Raw genomic sequence first — 19,719 nt, forward strand, 5'->3', positions numbered from 1 at the left:
GAAAGTTGGGTGTATTTCTTCATTGTGTGCTTTCCAATTGCGAGTTGAAAAAGTCTAATGATTCTATGAATACACCTAACTTTTTCAACTAACTACAAATGTGTTGCACTTGGGATTTGAATCTGCGATACTTTTTTGAATCTGTCAATGCGTAAGTCCTATAAGTTATAGTGTTAACTTAAAAGCATTAAGTTTTAATGGCTTAGTGCTTTTTTATGTCATTGACTGCTTCAGTGTATGCTCAAAATCCATCTGATGGCATGATATTATATTCGGTTATTAATCACCAGATATAAGAAAAGTTGAATTAGAATTTGAGCATTTCCATTCTGTCGATGAGGAATAAAATGGATTCAATATTATTGAGAATGAGCGTATAACCTAAACTTCTGGGCAAGATCATTAAAGCTGAGGATGATTATTTATCATTTATTTTTTTATGCCAAATTAACAAAAACAGACACAGTAAACAGAACGCAGCACAAAAACTGAGTACGCTTGCGGTTAAACCAAAATGATCGGCAAGATAACCCACTGCAAGAATGGGTAAAATGGTGCCTAAATAGGCTACAAATAAATAAGTCGACATGACTGCAGCCCGGTTGTGCAGGTTGGTCATGGCATGAATTAAACCAAATGCCCCGATCAGCGCTAATCCATGCCCAACGCCAACCATTACATCACTGATAAAAAACAGAAAGCTCCAGTGTAGATAGATACATAAACCCAGGATCAATAAACTGAACAACAGCGTATACAGCCCATAATTCAGGCATTTTCTTGCAGGAATCGATCTGGAAAAATACTGTACCATGGCAGAAATTAGCAAAATACAGGTAATGGCTAATCCACTGACCAAAGGACCATGCCAGGGAATGATGAACTGTACAAATGAGGGAGAAAGTGAAGCGAATAGGCTAAACGCTGCAAAGGCACAAAAGGCAGTCAAACCGGTAATATAAAATTCAACATGAAATTGTGCTTCAGGACGTTCTAAATGCGGTGCAATCGAGAATGCCTGTGCGCTAAATTCAGGCTGTGGCAGACGTAACAAACCTACGAAGCACAACATTGCCCCAACAATGATAGGAATATACGGGGTAAATAGCGGTGTAGCAGAAAACTGGGCAATCAGTCCACCGACCAATGGGCCTAAACCAAAACCAACTGCGGTAATTACTGAACTGAGCTGGGGTGCATGGCTTTTATGTGATTCAGGAATGCTCCACATCAGACCAATCAATGCTGATGTAGTCATCAATCCCGAGGCAATTCCGATAATAAAACGCCCCAAAGACAGCCATAGCACATTATTCGCAAACATGGACAGTAGAAGCCCAAGTGTGATGATGACCAAACCAAGTTCTAAGGTTTTTAAAAAGCCAATGCTGTTACTGGTACGGCCTAAAAACAGGAGCGTGGCTAAACAGCCCAACATATAGGTGACAAAAATATAGGTGATATGACTCGGCAACAGATGCCAAAGTTGCTGATAGATGGGATATAAAGGGCTGGCCAGTGCCGTCCCCATCGTTCCAATACAAAGAGCCAGGCTCACCATCAAAAACGGGCGCCAGGATTGTTGATTTGTCATAGAGTGTCGCAAAAATATTTGCCACAGCGTTCAAAATGGCAAATAGGGGGGGAGAAAAGGAGAATTTAGCGTACTGGTTATCGATCTATAGCGTCAATGGATAAAATGTAAGAAGTTTAGCTATAACGCTTTAATAATTTAAGAAATTCTTCCAGTTCTGTTTCATTAATTGCTGTCTGTTCTCCAATCACGTGATGACGCAAATGTGCTTCAATAAGCTCATTTATCAGACCATTCACCGCACCTTTAATCGCGGCAGCCTGCTGCAATATTTGAATACATGAAGCATCAGGTGTATTTAAAGCCAGATCCACTGCATTAATCTGACCTTGTAAACGTTTGACCCGATTCTGAATTTTCTTGTCCTGATATAAATGACCCAACATTATTCTCCAAAAATAAATATACTATGGGGGAGTATATTGAAAATCTAGATTATGCAAGACGCCCCATTGACCCGAACCCATAGTCATCAGTTTGATGAAGGCAACCCGCTCGCACAAAAACGCATTTTATTGGCGACCATTCTAACGGCAGTGATGATGTTATTAGAAGTGATTGGTGGCTGGATTTACAACTCTATGGCCTTGCTGGCCGATGGCTGGCACATGAGTTCGCATATGCTGGCGCTGGGACTGGCTTATTTTGCTTACCGTTCTGCACGTCGTTATGCGCAGGATCATCGTTTTAGTTTTGGCACCTGGAAAATTGAAATTTTGGCAGGCTATAGCAGCGCCATCTTGTTGATGGTGGTGGCGGTGTTTATGGCCTTTCAATCGATTGAACGACTGCTCAACCCGGTTGATATTCTTTATAATCAAGCCATTCCGATTGCAATATTGGGCCTGGTGATTAATTTAATCTGCGCATGGTTACTGCATGATGATCACCATCACCATCACCATCACCATGATCATGATCATGATCATGAAAATGAGCATACTCATACCGAGCATGACTTAAACCAGAAAGCCGCTTTTATGCATGTGGTTGCCGATGCTGTGACTTCAGTTTTTGCCATTATTGCCCTGTTTGCTGCCAAGTATTTGAATTGGACTTTTCTGGATGCTGCACTGGGCATCATCGGATCCATTCTGGTGGCGAAATGGGCTTGGAGCCTCATTCAAGAAACTGGAAAAACCTTACTGGATGCAGAAATGGATCATCCGGTCGTAGAAGAAATTCGCGAGGTGATTGCAGAATTTCCTCTAGTAGAAATTACTGACCTGCATGTCTGGAAAGTCGGCAAAGGTAAATTCTCCTGCATTTTAGCTTTAGCCACCGATTTCAATTTGAATGCAGACCAGATTCGTGCAGCCTTGTCCATTCATGAGGAAATCGTACATGTTTCGGTAGAAATTAATCCACGCTAAATCCATGTTCCACGTGAAACCTTGCTGGGTAAATATGTGTATTTTCAGTAAGGCGAGCTAAAATTTTAAGATTACCTGGCTGGTTTTTGAGTAGAATCAGCGGGAAAGATTTTAAAGCGATGAGCAAAATAGATGATTAAAAAAACATTGGTATGTGCCTTGGTGAGTTTTATTTCCACTTTAACTTTGGCAAATGTCGATACAGTGAAAACCAACCTGAGTAAGCAACATCCCAAACTAAACATTGAAAATATTCAAACCACCGAAATGAAAGGGATTTATAGCGGCTCAATGGATGGCCAAGTGGTATATTTGGGGGAAGATGCTCAACATATTCTGGTCGGTTCCATGTTCCGATTAAGTGATCAGAAAAACCTGACCAAAGATTTAATACTGAAGCAGAACAGTGTTGACTGGAAAAAATTGCCGTTACAGGATGCAGTCAAAACCGTGCGAGGTAATGGTAAACGCCAGATTGCGATCTTTTCTGACCCAAATTGCCCGTATTGTAAACAGCTTGAGACTGAACTAAGCAAATTAAAGGATGTGACTATTTACACCTTTATTTACCCTATTAAAACTCAATCTGTGGCGGTTTCAAAACAGGTATTTTGTGAGAAAGATCCAGCTTTGGCCTGGTCAAATTTGATCGCTAAAGGCATTCAACCCAATGCTAATAAAAGCTGTGCCAATCCGATTGAGCGTAATTTAAGTTTAGGTAAAACTTTAGGTTTAACCGGGACACCAGCCATTGTTTTCTCCAATGGCTTTAAAGTCATGGGGGCCTACCCTGCCCAGGAAATTGAAAAAATCTGGAAAGAACTGGGTTTATAAAATAGATCTGCGCTGATGCGAGGAACTATAAAAAAGTAACTATAAAAAAGCACCGTGTACGGTGCTTTTTTATGACTTATTCCATGATTCGACAGGACATTTAACCCCTGGAATTCTTGGTCACCAGGTTATAAAGAAACAGAATAATGATGGCCCCAATCACCGAAGCAATAAAACCTGCTGCAGAGTTTTCACCATACAGTCCGAGTAAGCGCCCACCATAAGTGGCCAATAAAGAACCTGCAATACCGAGCAAGGCAGTAATAAAAAATCCTGCCTTATCATTACCCGGATGAATAGCGCGTGCAATTAAACCTGCAATAAAACCGACCACGATTGCAACGATCAGTGACCACATCAGTCTTCTCCTTTTGTTATCATTTATTTACTTTCAATTCGCTTTCATTTTTATAATTAATCATTTATCCAACACGAAACAGATGAATCCTGCTAATAACTGTTGTTTTTTTGTGCCTGTTGTACTTTAAAGCATAAAAAAGTGGCCTTCGGCCACTTTAAGTATCTTGGGGCAGTCTTATAAACCAATTTCACCAATAAATGGAATATGGCGATATTTTTGATCATAGTCCAAGCCATAACCGACAATAAATTTATCTTCCACTTCAAAGCCCAGGAATTTCACTTCAAGTTCAATTTCACGGCGTGAAGGTTTGCTGATGAGCGTACACAGTTCAATAGAGTTGGGACCGCGCGTGCTCAAGATTTCCAGGACTTTGCTCAGGGTATTACCAGAGTCGATAATATCTTCCACAATCAGTACATCTTTACCGCGAATTTCACCATCCAAATCTTTTAGAATTTTGACATCACGGCTTGAAACCGTACCGCCACCGTAACTGGATACGGTCATAAAATCGAGTTCATGTGGTTTGCTGATTGCACGACATAAATCCGCCATAAAAATGACAGAACCGCGAAGTAAACCAATCAGCACCAATTCTTTGTCACTATTGGCATAGTGAGCATCAATTTTTGCACCAAGCTCTTTGACTTTGGCTTGAATTTCTTCAGTTGAGATCATCACACTCATATGAACGGTCATGGGGAGATACCTAAAAGCAAATCAAAAAATAAAAAAGGTGTTGACCAGCAACACCTCTAAAGTTGTTTTAATTTTAATACATCTGTTTAAGAGATGCATCTTTTTTGCGCTTGTAAATATAATCAGACCTTGTGCTGCACCGTATCGCGTTTCAGTAAAAATGCACACACCAGGGCAATTCCAGTCCACACAATAATCTTTTTAGCAGATTTTTTCCTCACTTCACTTTTTGACATAGGCTGCTGCTCCATAAATATAGGTGGCATGGATATTACGATCATCGCCCATGGTCATCAGTGCAAATAAAGCATCTTCAATGCCTTTGGCATGTTCCTGACGCAGTGCCTGCAGTGCAGTGGCTTTTAAATCCAGTACAATAAAATCTGCTTCTTTGCCCAGGTTAAAGTTACCCAGTTTATCCTCCAGATCCAGCGCTTTGGCGCCGCCCAAGGTGGCGTGATACAGAGACTCAAATGCCGAGAGTTTATCGCCCTGAAGCTGCTGTACTTTGTAGGCTTCATTCAAGGTTTGCAGCTGACTGAAGGACGTCCCTGCCCCAATGTCTGTGCCTAAACCGACTTTAACCTGTTTTTCCCAGGTTTTTTTCAAGGGAAATAAACCACTGCCCAAAAATAGATTTGAGGTCGGACAAAAGGCAATGGCCGAGTCGGTGGCATGCATACAGTCCCACTCAGCATCTTCTAAATGTACGCAGTGGGCAAATACCGAACGTTGCCCAGTTAAACCATAATGGTGATAGACATCCAGATAGCCTTTTTGCTCAGGAAATAAGTCTTTGACCCAGGCAATTTCATTCTTGTTTTCACTTAAATGGGTATGCACATACACATCGGGATATTCGGCTTTCAGCTGCACTGCTTTGGCCAGTTGCTCTGGCGTCGAGGTCGGTGCAAAACGTGGGGTAATGGCATACAGGTTGCGGCCTTTGCCATGCCATTTTTCAATCAATGCCTTAGAGTCCTGATAAGCAGTCTCTGGCGTGTCACACAAATCTTCTGGTGCATGACGGTCCATCATCACTTTGCCGGCAATTAAACGCATTTGATACTGTTGTGCCGCTGCAAATAAGGCATCGACCGATTCCGCATGGACTGTACAAAAAACCAAAGCTGTGGTGGTGCCGTTTTTTAATAATTCTTGGACAAAAAACTGCGCGATTTTGTCGGCATAGGCTTTGTCTTTAAACTGCAATTCAGTTGGAAAGGTATAGGTATTCAGCCATTCAAGCAGCTGTTCCCCATAGGCCCCGACCATCTCGGTTTGCGGAAAATGGATATGGGTATCAATAAAACCCGGTACAATCAGCTTGTCGGGATAGTGATGAACTTCGACATCAGCCGGAATATGCTGCTGGCCGGTTTGCCAGTCGCCAAACCAGCGAATTTTGCCATTTTCGGCAATCAGTAAACCATCTTCTACATATCGCACTTGGTCGTGAATATCACGCGCTTGGGCAACCGTATTCTGAATATCTAGGAAGCGACCGCGAACCGCCGTCGTTGCAACTACAGAAGACATTGAAAACCTGCGATTTTGAATTTTTTCGATTGATTGTACCTGAAATTTTTCCCTTAAACCCGATCTGATGGGGTTAATCCTCTCCCCTGTGCGATGCATTGAGCTGCATGCTAAAGGATAAAAAACTCTACTTATAAATATCCAGTCGCTTGAAATATGGGTCATAAAAAAGCCTTCCATTTATGAGATGAAAGGCCGAATCATTTTATTTAAAAATTAAAGTGACTGTTGTTGCTTGTTGTAGCGAATCGATAACCATGCGGTAATGGACAGGACAATCACAATAAAGCCGAGTGATATCCAGATTGGCATATGGAACACATCCAGCATCAACATTTTGAAACCAATAAACAGCAGGATAATACCGAGACCATACGGCAGGTAATGCATTTTAGATGCTGCACCTGCCAGCAAGAAAAACATGGCACGTAGACCTAAAATGGCCATTAAGTTTGCAGTTAATACGATAAAGGGATCACTGGTGACCGCGAAAATAGCCGGAATGGAATCTACTGCAAAAATGACATCGGAAGCTTCAACCAAAATCAAGACCAGGAATAACGGCGTGGCCCATAACAGACCGTTTTGACGGACAAAGAATTTATCTCCTTCCAGCTGCGGGGTAATACGCATATGTTTACGTAACCACTTGAGTAAGGCCATATCTTCAATATTGGGGTCTTCGTCATGACCTTTAAGAAATTTAAAGCCGGTATAGACCAGGAAAGCACCGAAGATATAAAGTACCCAAGAGAACTCCTGAACGAACCAGGCACCAATAAAAATAAAGAGGGTACGTAATACAATGGCGCCGAGTACCCCATAGAGCAATATTTTACGTTGCAATGCCGGAGGAATAGCGAAGGCCGCAAAAATCATCAGCCACACAAAAACGTTATCAATCGCCAGCGATTTCTCTAATAAGTAACCTGCAAAATACTCCATGACTTTGGTATTTGCGATGGCTACCCCATCTGTCTGTTGCAGGTAAAACCATAAGCCACCACCAAATAGCACGGCGACAGAAACCCAAGCCATACTCCAGTACGCTGCGGTTTTAATTTTGACTTCTTGGCCCTGTTTTTGTCTGAAGCCCAAAAAGTCGATGATGAGCATAACGGCAACTAAACCGAAGAATGCTAAATACAGCCATAAATTGCCAATGGATTCCATAAAAATCTCCACACCTGACAACTGGCCATAAAAAAACCTTGACCTGTTGCCAGATGATTTAAACATCTGTGTCAACATGATCAAGGTCTTGCCTACATCTGAATATTCATATTATGTAAATTCAGATGCTCAGATACCGACTTTTTGCAAAGTGTAATGACGATATTCTGACACCTAATCTTTTAACCACTGTAAAAGATCAGGTCTGGAGGAGGCTACTCCCCTTGTTCAACTTAATTTTGTTTTGGATTTCATCCAAATATGGTTGAAGAATCGCATATTTATTGTAATTGTGCAAATTTTATCTATTCACACTGTTTTAAAATAATCTACTTTTAACGTATTCTGGTTCCAGTCAAATACAAAGTGAGGACTAGCGATGCAGTTTCAACACAAGGATAACGGCCAACAAGGTGAGTTTTTTACTTTGAATGATGCAGGTCAACGAATTGCAGAAATCAGTTATGTTTGGCGCAATGAAAATACCATAGTGGCTGATCATACCTGGGTGGATGATTGTTTGCGTGGTCAAGGCGTAGCACGAAAATTGTTAGATGTTTTAGTTGAATTTGCACGTGAAAAACAGTTAAAAATTATTCCTACCTGTTCCTATGTGGAGGTAATGTTTAAACGTGATCAGAGTTTTACAGATGTTGTAGCCTAAGTTTAAAGATGCTGGCCGATAGAGAGATTGTCTGTCATTTGGCTTTTAAATCTGGCAGATCAAGGCTTTGCAGTAGGGTATAAAATTCAGAACCTGCCATCAGGCCAATAAAGGCCCACTCTTCTATTTTTGATTCAGGCTAAAATAAAAAAAGTCCGCGATGCGGACTTTTTTATCGAAGACTTAAAGTTTAAGCCATGTCGATCATCACCTTTAGTGCCTTTTCATCAGCGGCATGCTTGAAGACATCATAGGCTTTTTCAAACTCAGCAAACTTAAAGTGATGGGTCGCCAGTTTTTCCAGTGGCAGTTTGCCGGAACAGCAGGTTTTCAGCAGCATGCCGGTGGTGTTGGCATTGACCAGACCGGTGGTGATGGTCAGGTTCTTGATCCAGAGCTTGTTCAGTTCAAAGTTGACGGGTTTGCCATGCACACCCACGTTGGCAATATGGCCACCCTCTTTCACCACATGTTGGCAGATATTCCAGGTCGGTTCCACACCCACTGCTTCAATGGCACAGTCAACACCACGACCACCGGTCAGCTCTAAAATCTTTGCAATGGCATCTTCTTTAGCAGAGTTGATGACATGGGTAGCCCCTACAGTCTTGGCAAATTCCAGTCGGTTATCATCTGTATCCACCATAATAATATTGGCAGGTGAATAGAATTGTGCGGTGAGCAGACAGCTCATTCCAATCGGGCCAGCACCGACAATTGCCACGTTATCGCCCGGTTTAACATCACCATACTGCACGCCAATTTCATGTGAAGTTGGTAGAATATCAGACAGGAAAACTGCGACATCTTCATTCAGGCCTTCTGGCAAATGATAGAGTGAAGTATCGGCAAATGGAGTCCGGACATATTCGGCATGGGTGCCATCAATCATGTAACCCATAATCCAGCCCCCTTCATTACGGCAATGCGCGTACAGCTGTTTCTGGCAGTTTTCACAGGTACCACAGCGGCTGACACAGGAAATAATTACCCGGTCGCCTTTCTTGAAGTTTTTTACGGCTGAACCGACTTCTTCTACAATGCCGATGCCTTCATGACCGAGAATGCGGCCATTAAAGCTGCCGGTTTTTTCTTTTTCCACCTGTTCAATTTCGGGGTTTTTACCTTTCCAGATGCCGAGGTCGGTTCCGCAGATTGTGACTTTTGTGAGTTTGATAATCGCATCATCGGGATGCAGGATGGTAGGGATAGGACGTTCTTCGAAGCGGATATCATTGGCGCCGTAGTAAACCATTGCTTTCATTGTATTTGACATGGGGACCATCCTTCTTAATGATTATTGTAAAAGACATCCAGCCGCCTGGCTTATATAGCAACAGTCATGTTGGCGGGATGCTATCCAGTTAAATTAACAAGTCTTGATGACAAGGTCATTAGCAAAATAGTTATTTGAATAAAAAATAATATATGATTTATTAATTTGTTAGTGAAGGACCGCAGAACGATTGGCTACGATCCTGATCAAGTTCAGGCTGAAAAGAAGTTTAAGCGTTTTGCTGTAAGGCACTAATCAATTTCTGGTGTAATCCGCCAAAACCACCATTCGACATAATCACCACAGCATCGCCCTCACCTGCCTCAGAGACAACCGTTTGAATGATGTCATCTAAGCTACGTGCCACCACGGCTTTGTTTGGTGCGGCATCAATTACCGGCTGTAGATCCCAGTCCAGCCCTTCCGGTTGATACCAGATTACTTCATCCGCCAGACGTGCGGAATGCGCCAAACCATCTTTGTGGCTACCCATACGCATGGTATTGGAGCGCGGTTCAATAATGGCCCACAGTTTACGTTCACCCAGGCGTTTGCGTGCGCCGTCAAGCGTGGTTTCAATGGCGGTTGGGTGATGGGCAAAATCATCATACACCTCAATGCCTTTTACCGTATCCAGCAATTCCATACGGCGCTTGACGCCGCCAAAGTTGGAAAGTGCTTCACATGCAGTTTCGATCGAAACGCCCACATGTTCCGCCGCTGCAATGGTCGCCAAGGCATTGGCCACACTGTGCTGTCCGGTCATGTTCCATTTCACGATACCTTTAACGATACCATTTTCCAGTACTTTAAAATGTGAACCATCATTTAATAACTGTTCGGCAGAAAGTAACGCTTTGTCATTGGCATCCAATGAAGTGCGAACCACAGGTGTCCAGCAGCCCATCTGCAAAACTTCATCAATATTGGTTTCGGTAATTGGCGCAATAATGCGGCCTTCACTTGGAATGGTCCGTACTAAATGATGGAACTGTTTTTGAATCGCAGCCAGATCATCAAAGATATCGGCATGGTCAAATTCAAGGTTATTCAAAATCGCGGTTTTAGGATGGTAATGCACGAACTTGGAACGCTTGTCGAAGAAGGCAGAATCATATTCATCTGCTTCCACACAGAAGTATTTGCCGCCGCCTAAACGTGCACTTTCACTAAAACCCAAAGGTACGCCGCCAATCAAAAAGCCCGGATTTAAACCGGCCTGATCCAGTACCCAAGCCAGCATAGTGGTTGTGGTGGTTTTACCATGGGTTCCTGCAACACCCAGCACATGTCTGCCTTGTAAAACATGATCGGCCAAGAACTGTGGACCTGAAATATAAGGCAGACCTTCATTGAGCATGTATTCCACCGCATCAATGCCGCGCTTCATGGCATTCCCGACAATCACCAGATCGGGATGTGGCTGCAAATGACTGCGGTCATAACCCTGCATTAAGCCAATGCCTGCATTTTCTAGTTGGGTTGACATGGGTGGATAGACATTTGCATCCGAACCCGTCACTTTATGTCCTAAATCACGTGCCAATAGTGCGAGCGAACCCATAAAGGTGCCACAAATACCCAAAATATGCAGATGCATGCGTTTTAACTCCACTGCTTTTTAGACACATCACGTTGTTATTGGTGGTGTTGTCATTATTGATTCAATTTGAAAGCAACGATATCAAGGGTTTTGCGGAAAAGATAGTCTTTCTTGTATCTATTCCCGGCATTGCATCCGGTAGTTTAGGGGGCTGTTGGATCGGGATTTCTCCGCGCTAAAATCCGTCCGGAAATCACATGCTTTTTTACTGGAAAAACGTAAAATATTTGCAGTTCTTCCAGATCAATTGACTATGTACTTTGCCCTGCTGCTTTTAATTATTTCCAACTGCTTTATGACTTTGGCCTGGTATGGTCATCTTAAATTTTTACATGGTGCACCCATCTGGCAGGCGATTTTATTCGGCTGGCTGATCGCCCTGCTGGAGTACAGTTTTATGATTCCCGCCACTCGCCTGCTTGCACAACAGGGCTGGGCTGTGGGACAAATGAAAATAACCCAGGAAGTGGTGACCTTGCTGGTCTTTGTACCTTTTATGATTTTTCTGTTTAAACAGCCGTTTAAACTGGATTATTTGTGGGCAGGATTGTGTCTTTTAGGTTGTGTATATTTTGTTTTTAGAAGTCAGTAAAACTTGATAATTTTATTTGGAATTTGAGTTACTTCATCGCCTTCTTCTCAAGTTATGATCCAAAATAATTTGTGGAGGCATTGTTTTACTTTTGAGGGATCAAAAGTAACAAAAATCCTTTGTTGATCTGATGATACTTCCTTGTATCACAGCTCAACGGCGACCTCCATGTCGCCTTTACGCGATAGCATCGTTGGAAATAATAATTTAATACTTTTTTAGAATTGATGATGATTTCTTTATTATTTACCTAAAAAGCAGCGGAAATACAGCAGTAAAGTATCTGTTAAATTTTGGTGAGATGAAAAATCAGTCTATAATATCGAGCTTGTGATTCATTTAAAACTTGGCTCTTGTCGAGATTTATCCTTCCTTACATTCGTTTATGGAACATTTGCAATGAATGCGGCTGCTGCAGACACTCAACCTCTCGTTGGAATTATCATGGGTTCCCAATCTGACTGGGCAACTCTGGAACACACTGCCAATATGCTGAAACAGCTTGGCATCCCATTTGAAGCGGAAGTTGTTTCTGCACACCGTACCCCAGACCGTTTATTTGAATATGCTGAAACAGCACGTGAACGTGGTATTCAGGTGATTATTGCCGGTGCTGGCGGTGCAGCGCATCTTCCAGGCATGTGTGCAGCAAAAACCGACTTACCGGTTCTGGGTGTACCAGTGAAATCTTCTATTCTTAATGGCGTAGACTCATTGCTTTCAATCGTGCAAATGCCTGCCGGTATTGCAGTCGGTACATTGGCAATTGGTCCTGCCGGTGCAACCAATGCAGCCATTATGGCAGCACAAATTTTAGGTTTAATACGTCCTGAAATTGCCAAAAATGTTGCTGAATTCCGTGCTGCGCAAACTGAAAAAGTGGCGAGCAAAAATATTCCTGGTCAAATCTAAAGCCAAGCTTAAAACGGGACACACGTTATGGATAAAACCATCGGTATTTTTGGTGGTGGTCAACTCGGCCGTATGATGGCACAAGCTGCCCTACCGCTGAATATTCAATGCACTTTCTTTGAAGCCAATACAGATTGCCCTTCTGCAGCGCTGGGTCAGGTCATCTCAAGCCAAGCTGAAAATGGTTTAAATGAGTTTATTCAAAGTGCAGATGTATTTAGTCTGGAGTTTGAAAATACCCCGCTTGCAGATGTGGATATTTTAACCCAGCAAAAACAATTACACCCGCCGCGTCAGGCTTTGGCTATTGCGCAAAATCGTTTGCTGGAAAAAGCTTTATTCGATCAACTCGAGATTCCAGTTGCGCCTTATAAGGCAGTCGATTCGCTAGAAACCTTACAAGTGGCTGTTGCTGAACTGGGTTTGCCAATCGTCTTGAAAACGGCAACAGGTGGCTACGACGGTAAAGGTCAGTTTGTGCTGCGTTCTGTAGATCAGGTTGATCAGGCATGGGCTGAGCTTGGTCCGGCTGGTTCACTGATTGCAGAAAGTTTTGTGACCTTCTCACGTGAAGTATCGATTATTGCGGTACGTGGTCAAAACGGTGAGGTGAAAACCTGGCCATTGGCAGAAAACCACCATCATAATGGTATTTTGTCGCACTCAATTGTGCCTGCACCTAACAGCGCCGATTTACAGCCTGTGGCACAAGACTACATCACTCGCCTGCTGAATCATTTGAATTATGTCGGTGTGTTGACGCTAGAGCTATTTGTCACTGACAAGGGCTTGTATGCCAACGAAATGGCACCACGTGTGCATAACTCGGGGCACTGGTCAATTGAAGGTGCTGTTTGCTCGCAGTTTGAAAACCACATTCGTGCGGTGGCGGGCTTACCTTTAGGTTCAACTGAAGTGGTTCGTCCAACGGTGATGATCAATATTATTGGTCAACATCCTAAATCTGAAGATGTCTTGGCTTTAAATGGCGCTCATTTGCACCTTTATAACAAGACTGAGCGTGAAGGTCGTAAAATTGGCCATATCACCTTGATGCCAAATGACAGTGCTGAACTGACTACTTTATGCCGTGCATTGGCGAAAATTTTGCCGAATCCACTGGCACTTAGCGAAGATATGAGCATTTAAACCCAAGTTTGAATGATAAAAAAGCGGTCATGCCAATGATCGCTTTTTTTATGCCTGCACTTCGGGCATGATTGCGCCTCTTTTCAAGAATGCGCCATTTATCGGAACAGAATAAAAATAATTGTGTGTAATTTATACAATGCTTTATAAATATACTGCATAAAAAACAAACAAATAGAATGGTTCTGTATTTTAGTTTTATTGTCGTAAAACAATGCAGAAATTTTTAAATTCAAAAGATAAAAATAAATTCAAAAATATGAATTTAAATTTAAACTCGTGCATTTGAATTTAAAAAAATATGAATTCAAAGTATTTGAGCAGAAAATGAATTTAAACTTTTAAATTTAAAAAGTAGGATTTTAAATTTAAAGTATGAGCTTTCTAAGATTATAAAAACGGTCAGAATTAACTTATCCACAAGCCGTTTGAATTTAAAACTTTGCTTTAAATTTGAAATAATGAATTTAAATTCATATTTCCTTATGTTTTGAATTTAAAAAATTCTAAAAATAAAGCCTGTGGATAAAATTTTTAAATTTAAAAGTAAAATATGAATTTAAAATGAAGAAAATGAATTTAAATTTACGATTTGATTCAGAAACGATGTGCTGATGGTGGTATGGTAAAAGCATAATTTAAATTCAAAGATCGTAAAGGATACTATGCAGCGCTTAGCTTTCGTTTTAGGTTCAGTTTTCCTTGCCATGACTCAAGCCAATGCTGAGCTGATTATTAATGGTCAACCTGTCACAGTCACTTCAACCCCACCAGCCAATCAAATTTTGACTTCGCAAAATAATTTTCAGCAATGTCTGGCAAACTTACGTAGTCAAGCCATAACTTCGGGTGTGAGTAGCTCTACCTATGATCGCTATACGCAAAATTTAACGCCTGATTATTCTGTGATTGATAAATTGAATTATCAGCCTGAATTTTCGACCCCGATTTGGGACTATTTATCCGGTCTGGTTGATGAAGAGCGGGTACAGTTGGGGCAACAAAAACTGGCCCAGCACCGAGAGGTGTTAAATCGTGTTGCAGCCACCTATGGGGTGCCGGCTGAAACCGTGGTGGCGGTTTGGGGTGTAGAAAGTAACTTTGGCGATATTTCCGGAAGCTATCCTTTATTGCAGGCTTTGGGAACTTTAAGTTGTGAAGGGCGTCGCCAGGGGTATTTCCGTGGCGAATTTTTTACCACCATGCGAATTTTGCAGCGCGGTGATTTAAGCGAACAGCAAATGAAAGGCTCGTGGGCAGGGGCATTTGGCCATACCCAGTTTATGCCTTCTACTTATGATGAGTTGGCTGTCGATTTTGATGGCGATGGACGCCGTGACCTGGTGTCCAGTACTACAGATGCTCTGGCTTCAACCGCCAATTTTCTGAAAAAACGCGGCTGGCAAACTGGCATGCCTTGGGGCTTTGAAGTCAGAATTCCGGAAGGCATGTCTATTGCGGGTGAAAGCCGTCGCAATAAAAAGGCTTTAAGCAGCTGGATGAGTCGTGGTGTAGTTCGTGCGGATGGCAGTCCTTTGATTCAAGGCAATTTATCTGACAGCAGTGCTGCAGGTTTAATGACACCTGCGGGTGCAAATGGCCCGGTATTTTTAGTCTTTAAAAACTTCGATGCCATATATAGTTATAATACTGCGGAAAGTTATGCTTTGGCGATTGCGCATTTGTCTGATCGCTTACAGGGCCAGAGTGCTGGCTTTAGTAAAACCTGGCCCACCGATGATGCAGGAACATCACGTGCAGAGCGTCGTGAAATTCAGCAATTCTTGATCAATCGCGGTTATGACGTTGGTACTGTAGATGGCCTGATTGGGGATAAAACCCGTCAAGCGATCCGTCAGGAGCAGATTCGTTTGGGGCTTAGCCCAACTGGACGTGCCGGACAACAAATTTTAAATGCCTTGCGCAGTGAAAATGCAAAAAAAATGATGCAATAAATAGCTCCATTAACGTATAAAAATAAAAAGGTCTGCATCAAGCAGACCTTTTTATGCTAAAGCTTTGCATTAAAAAATGTTTAGACGGTCGTTATGCTTCCCAAAATACGATAGCCAGCCGCACCGGTGACTGCAGGCAGGTTACCACTTTGCTGATTCACAAAGCGCATAGCCAGCCAGGCAAAAGCAGTTGCTTCTACCCAGGTTGGGCTCAGCCCTAAATCTGCTGTAGTTTGTACTGTCCATTCGTGTTTGCGTAAACGCCAGCGCAATTGTTCAAGCAGGTTCGAGTTATAGGCTCCGCCACCGCAGACATAAACTTCACCGGTATCCATGTCGGAACGGTAAATGGCTTTTTTAATGGCGCGGGTGGTCAGTTTCATTAAGGTCGCCTGAACATTTTCAGGGGTATCTTCTAACTCGTCATATTCAAGGTCATTACGCCAGTCGAGAATCTGTTCATCCAGCCATTCCAGGTTGAAGTCTTCGCGGCCGGTACTTTTCGGTGGTTCTTTGGAGAAAAATTCATGCGCCTGCAAGCGGTCCAGCAGGCTGCGAATGGGTTGTCCGTATGCTGCCCAGTTGCCATTTTCATCATAGGGCTGACCAGTATAACGCTGACACCAGGCATCCATAAGAATATTGGCAGGACCGGTGTCAAAACCAAATACCGCTTCGGGTTTGCCGGCAGGCAGCATACTGACATTGGCAATCCCGCCTAAATTCAGAATTACACGATGAATGTTGTCATGCTGAAACAAGGCTTGATGAAATGCAGGAACCAGAGGGGCACCTTGACCGCCAGCCGCCATATCACGACGACGAAAATCTGAAATGACTGGAATTTGCGTCATTTCGGTAATGATGTTGGGATCACCAATTTGCAGGGTGAAGCCATGTTCAGGGCGGTGGCGTATGGTTTGTCCATGCGAACCGATGGCTTTAATTTGGTTACGATCTAAATGGTTCTTTTCAATGAGCGTATTAATGCCTTGACCAATCATGCTGGCTAAAGCAACGTCAGCTTTGCCCATACGGTCAATTTCATTGTCGCCCGGTAGGGTGAGCGCCATCAGTTCGTCACGAAGATCTGGATCAAATGGCAAAGTGAGGGTCGCATGAAGCTGTAAGGGATCAAAAGAAGCAGCAACAATATCGACACCATCCATGCTCGTGCCGGTCATTACCCCAATATAGATCGCTGTCATGATTATTCTTAAGCCTGCAATGTGCTGAAAAAGTGTTAGTATATCGCACAAATTGAATAACTGATGTGTTTGGGTTTTGTGATGTCAAATTTCCTGCCGGCTGAAGAACAACTTGCCCTCATTCAACGAGGCACGCATGAAATTATTTCTGAAGAAGATCTTCTGAAGAAATTAAAAGAAAATCGTCCGCTTAAAATTAAAGCGGGTTTTGACCCAACTGCACCTGACTTGCACTTGGGCCATACGGTTCTGATTAATAAATTGAAAGTGTTCCAGGATTTGGGGCATGAAGTTTATTTCCTGATTGGTGACTATACCGCCATGATCGGTGATCCAACAGGTAAAAGCGCGACACGTCCGCCTCTGTCACGTGAAAAAGTGCTGGAAAATGCAAAAACCTATCAAGAGCAAGTATTTAAAATTCTTGATCCGGCTAAAACCAAGGTGGTATTCAACTCTGAATGGTTTGCTCAAAAAACTGCAGCTGATTTAATCCAGCTGGCTTCACAGCAGACTGTGGCACGTATGCTGGAGCGTGATGACTTCACCAAACGTTATAACAGCCACCAACCGATTGCGATTCATGAATTCTTATATCCATTGGTGCAAGGTTATGACTCGGTCGCATTACATGCTGACGTAGAGTTGGGGGGGACAGACCAAACCTTTAACCTGTTGATGGGGCGTACTTTGCAAGGTCGTTATGACCAGGAAGCACAAGTCTGTATTACGGTACCGATTCTTGAAGGTTTAGATGGCGTGAATAAAATGTCTAAATCTTTAGGTAACTACATTGCCGTGTTTGATGCACCGGGTGCGATGTACCAAAAAGTCCTTTCAATGCCCGATTCCCTGATCGAGCGTTATTTTGATTTGTTAAGCTTCAAGTCGATTGAAGAAATCCAGCAGCTGTTAAAAGAAGTGGCTGAAGGTCGTAATCCGCAAGAAGTGAAAAAGATTCTTGCACTTGAATTGGTTGAGCGTTTCCATGGTGCCGAAGCTGTGGCAACTGCACATAAAGGTGCGGGTAACCTGATTACCGAAGGTGAATTGCCTGAAGGAACACCTGAGGTGACCATTTCACGTGGCGAATTTGGTGGTGAAATCTTTATTACCTCTATTTTACGTGCTGCGGGTTTAACTAAAAATGCGGCTCAAGCCAAAGATGCGATCGGTCGTGGCGCTGTTAAAGTAGATTGGAATCTGGTTGATGCTAATTTTTCTGTGAAAGAGAATGTGACTTTGATCGTTCAAGCCAGCAAAAAAGCAATTGCAAAAGTGACTTTTGTAGACTGAGTATTATTCTAAGTTGTTGAAATAAAAGCAGGCTTCGGCCTGCTTTTATTTTTTTAGTTATATATGAATTATATAAATATAGAAATTCAAAAAAAAGCTTATAAAAACAATACTTAAATTTTTCCAATTGTCTTGATTTTGTCATATTTTATGTTTAAGATTTATTCATCTAGACATTGTGTAGAAACATATCTAGAGGGTATATAAGAATAACTCCACAATTTTTAAGTCTCTTCCCCAAGAGGCTTTTTTTAAATTTTTGTAGATAACTATAATAATGACACGATGGATCGCATAAAGATTCAACTCCAGGGAAGAGATTTTGGGAGAGATCTCTTCCTTTTTTATTTCTGAATTTCCATGATTCCTACTGATTTTTTATTGGGCTGTTGCATTTTTCATTTACTTGAAATACGGGCTAGACTGTAGTATGGATGCTGAGATTGAATCCCATCATTAGCATGCTTGTGATATGGAATCTCAAAAATATTTATAAAAGTCATAAAAAAGAGGGTAAGCATTATTTATGTATCATTACCAGACTCAGGATATTTTTGATCAGGAAATCGATTTTATTTTACGTTTTCTATTTGAATACGATACGCCTGAACAGAAGCAGGAATCTTTTGAGCAAGCCTATGCTTTATTACAGCGATTAGATATTGCCTCTCACTATCTTTTATTTTCATTGGTCAAAGAACGTTTACCGCGTCGGGCTAAATTATTATTTGCTGCTGAAGACTATAAGGGTAAGAAAGAAATGATTGAAGAAGTCATGTGTTACTGGTTGGGGCGTAATGACTCACCCTATGTGGCTTAATTCATCTGAATAGGCTGTTCAATCTTTATGAACTCTTCATTTTTTGTGGTTGAAAATGAGATGGAGAGATAACGGATTCATTTTAAATCGCAAAAAATCTGTCTAAAAGTAGAAAGCTGCTTTGAATAAAGTGTTGTATATCTATAAGTCGGATGGAAAAGAGCAAAATATCGTCTGTAATCAGAGAAAGCTTTAAAAAATCTTTTGTAGCGAAAAGGAATTTTAGGATTTTATTGGAATTCCGTAGTTTTTTGATCGCTATCAGGTCTTAAAAAAATGGATTGTTTTTATTTGAATCACAATGAATCCGCTATTTTTTTAAGAAAAATGCTCAAAATTTAGATAAAAAAGCGATTTTTTGGCAATTTTTGTAGAAAAAAGAGACATACGTGAAAAATATAGTGAATTGGGGGTTGCAATGATTCTGAAATCCTCTAGAATGCACCCCATACCGACGAGATAGACGGAAACGAACGAAGCACGAAGTGCTAAGTTATTAAGTTTATTAAAGTCCAGCTTCTAATACTGACGAAGTATTAGAAAGATCATTAAGAGATTATGAAGAACAACTTGTGTGGATTTTTACTGGTTGATTGATCGAAATTATTTTCATTGATTGATGGTAGAAATTACTCGAAGTTTATTTGAGAAATATTTGTCAGAAAATT

At 41.8% G+C, this 19,719-nt stretch carries 18 protein-coding genes; 9 read left to right on the forward strand and 9 right to left on the reverse strand.

Annotated elements, in window-relative coordinates:
- Positions 1-418: 418 nt before the first annotated feature.
- Both FTT87_RS13380 and FTT87_RS13385 read right to left on the reverse strand, forming a co-directional pair.
- Positions 419-1,594 carry an MFS transporter gene (locus FTT87_RS13380; RefSeq protein WP_180043246.1) on the reverse strand — a complete coding sequence of 392 codons (1,176 nt, stop codon included), beginning with the start codon at positions 1,592-1,594 and terminating at the stop codon, positions 419-421.
- 116 nt (positions 1,595-1,710) lie between these two features.
- Positions 1,711-1,977, reverse strand: a complete 267-nt coding sequence (locus tag FTT87_RS13385) for a metal/formaldehyde-sensitive transcriptional repressor (protein ID WP_086197612.1) — start codon at positions 1,975-1,977, stop codon at positions 1,711-1,713.
- Between the two features lie 54 nt (positions 1,978-2,031).
- On the opposite strand from FTT87_RS13385, the gene dmeF reads away from it, so the two are divergent.
- Positions 2,032-2,967, forward strand: coding sequence for a CDF family Co(II)/Ni(II) efflux transporter DmeF (gene dmeF / locus FTT87_RS13390; RefSeq protein WP_180174988.1), 936 nt, complete (start codon positions 2,032-2,034; stop codon positions 2,965-2,967).
- A 132-nt stretch (positions 2,968-3,099) separates the two neighbouring features.
- Positions 3,100-3,801, forward strand: a complete 702-nt coding sequence (locus tag FTT87_RS13395) for a DsbC family protein (RefSeq protein WP_180043248.1) — start codon at positions 3,100-3,102, stop codon at positions 3,799-3,801.
- Positions 3,802-3,901: 100 nt separating this feature from the next.
- Here FTT87_RS13395 and FTT87_RS13400 read toward each other — a convergent pair whose 3' ends face one another.
- The 4 genes from FTT87_RS13400 to FTT87_RS13415 all read right to left on the reverse strand — a co-directional run bounded on the left by FTT87_RS13400 (position 3,902) and on the right by FTT87_RS13415 (position 7,576).
- Positions 3,902-4,159 carry a GlsB/YeaQ/YmgE family stress response membrane protein gene (locus FTT87_RS13400; protein ID WP_086197596.1) on the reverse strand — a complete coding sequence of 86 codons (258 nt, stop codon included), beginning with the start codon at positions 4,157-4,159 and terminating at the stop codon, positions 3,902-3,904.
- Positions 4,160-4,336: 177 nt separating this feature from the next.
- Positions 4,337-4,864, reverse strand: a complete 528-nt coding sequence (hpt, locus tag FTT87_RS13405; RefSeq protein WP_092820932.1) for a hypoxanthine phosphoribosyltransferase — start codon at positions 4,862-4,864, stop codon at positions 4,337-4,339.
- Positions 4,865-5,086: 222 nt separating this feature from the next.
- Positions 5,087-6,403, reverse strand: coding sequence for a guanine deaminase (guaD, locus tag FTT87_RS13410; RefSeq protein ID WP_180174989.1), 1,317 nt, complete (start codon positions 6,401-6,403; stop codon positions 5,087-5,089).
- 216 nt (positions 6,404-6,619) lie between these two features.
- Positions 6,620-7,576: a TerC family protein gene (locus FTT87_RS13415; RefSeq protein WP_180174990.1), complete on the reverse strand. Its 957-nt coding sequence runs from the start codon at positions 7,574-7,576 to the stop codon at positions 6,620-6,622.
- A 379-nt stretch (positions 7,577-7,955) separates the two neighbouring features.
- Between FTT87_RS13415 and FTT87_RS13420 the strand changes: the two genes are divergently transcribed.
- Entirely contained in the window at positions 7,956-8,240 is a 285-nt protein-coding gene (locus tag FTT87_RS13420; protein WP_180043251.1) for a GNAT family N-acetyltransferase, read from the forward strand.
- 190 nt (positions 8,241-8,430) lie between these two features.
- Here FTT87_RS13420 and FTT87_RS13425 read toward each other — a convergent pair whose 3' ends face one another.
- Positions 8,431-9,516: a zinc-dependent alcohol dehydrogenase family protein gene (locus FTT87_RS13425; RefSeq protein ID WP_180043252.1), complete on the reverse strand. Its 1,086-nt coding sequence runs from the start codon at positions 9,514-9,516 to the stop codon at positions 8,431-8,433.
- A 229-nt stretch (positions 9,517-9,745) separates the two neighbouring features.
- Positions 9,746-11,116 (reverse strand): UDP-N-acetylmuramate:L-alanyl-gamma-D-glutamyl-meso-diaminopimelate ligase, encoded by a 1,371-nt coding sequence (mpl, locus tag FTT87_RS13430; protein WP_086197602.1) that lies wholly within the window; start codon positions 11,114-11,116, stop codon positions 9,746-9,748.
- Positions 11,117-11,372: 256 nt separating this feature from the next.
- Between mpl and FTT87_RS13435 the strand changes: the two genes are divergently transcribed.
- The 4 genes from FTT87_RS13435 to FTT87_RS13450 all read left to right on the forward strand — a co-directional run bounded on the left by FTT87_RS13435 (position 11,373) and on the right by FTT87_RS13450 (position 15,727).
- Positions 11,373-11,711: a DMT family protein gene (locus FTT87_RS13435; protein ID WP_180174993.1), complete on the forward strand. Its 339-nt coding sequence runs from the start codon at positions 11,373-11,375 to the stop codon at positions 11,709-11,711.
- A 399-nt stretch (positions 11,712-12,110) separates the two neighbouring features.
- Positions 12,111-12,623, forward strand: a complete 513-nt coding sequence (gene purE, locus FTT87_RS13440; RefSeq protein WP_180174991.1) for a 5-(carboxyamino)imidazole ribonucleotide mutase — start codon at positions 12,111-12,113, stop codon at positions 12,621-12,623.
- Positions 12,624-12,650: 27 nt separating this feature from the next.
- The gene (locus FTT87_RS13445; protein WP_086197604.1) at positions 12,651-13,772 is read left to right on the forward strand and encodes a 5-(carboxyamino)imidazole ribonucleotide synthase; all 1,122 of its coding nucleotides are present in this window, start codon (positions 12,651-12,653) and stop codon (positions 13,770-13,772) included.
- A gap of 665 nt (positions 13,773-14,437) precedes the next feature.
- Positions 14,438-15,727, forward strand: a complete 1,290-nt coding sequence (locus FTT87_RS13450; protein WP_086197605.1) for a lytic murein transglycosylase — start codon at positions 14,438-14,440, stop codon at positions 15,725-15,727.
- A gap of 80 nt (positions 15,728-15,807) precedes the next feature.
- On the opposite strand, the gene FTT87_RS13455 is transcribed toward FTT87_RS13450, so the two are convergent.
- Positions 15,808-16,935, reverse strand: coding sequence for an anhydro-N-acetylmuramic acid kinase (locus FTT87_RS13455; RefSeq protein ID WP_180174992.1), 1,128 nt, complete (start codon positions 16,933-16,935; stop codon positions 15,808-15,810).
- A gap of 63 nt (positions 16,936-16,998) precedes the next feature.
- Here FTT87_RS13455 and tyrS point away from each other — a divergent pair, with 63 nt between their 5' ends.
- Positions 16,999-18,231, forward strand: a complete 1,233-nt coding sequence (gene tyrS, locus FTT87_RS13460; RefSeq protein ID WP_171263257.1) for a tyrosine--tRNA ligase — start codon at positions 16,999-17,001, stop codon at positions 18,229-18,231.
- Positions 18,232-18,757: 526 nt separating this feature from the next.
- A complete protein-coding gene (locus FTT87_RS13465; RefSeq protein WP_086197607.1) occupies positions 18,758-19,051 on the forward strand; it encodes a hypothetical protein in 294 nt (97 codons plus the stop codon).
- Positions 19,052-19,719 lie beyond the last annotated feature (668 nt).

Source organism: Acinetobacter sp. YH01022, from assembly GCF_013420235.1.
GTDB lineage: Bacteria > Pseudomonadota > Gammaproteobacteria > Pseudomonadales > Moraxellaceae > Acinetobacter.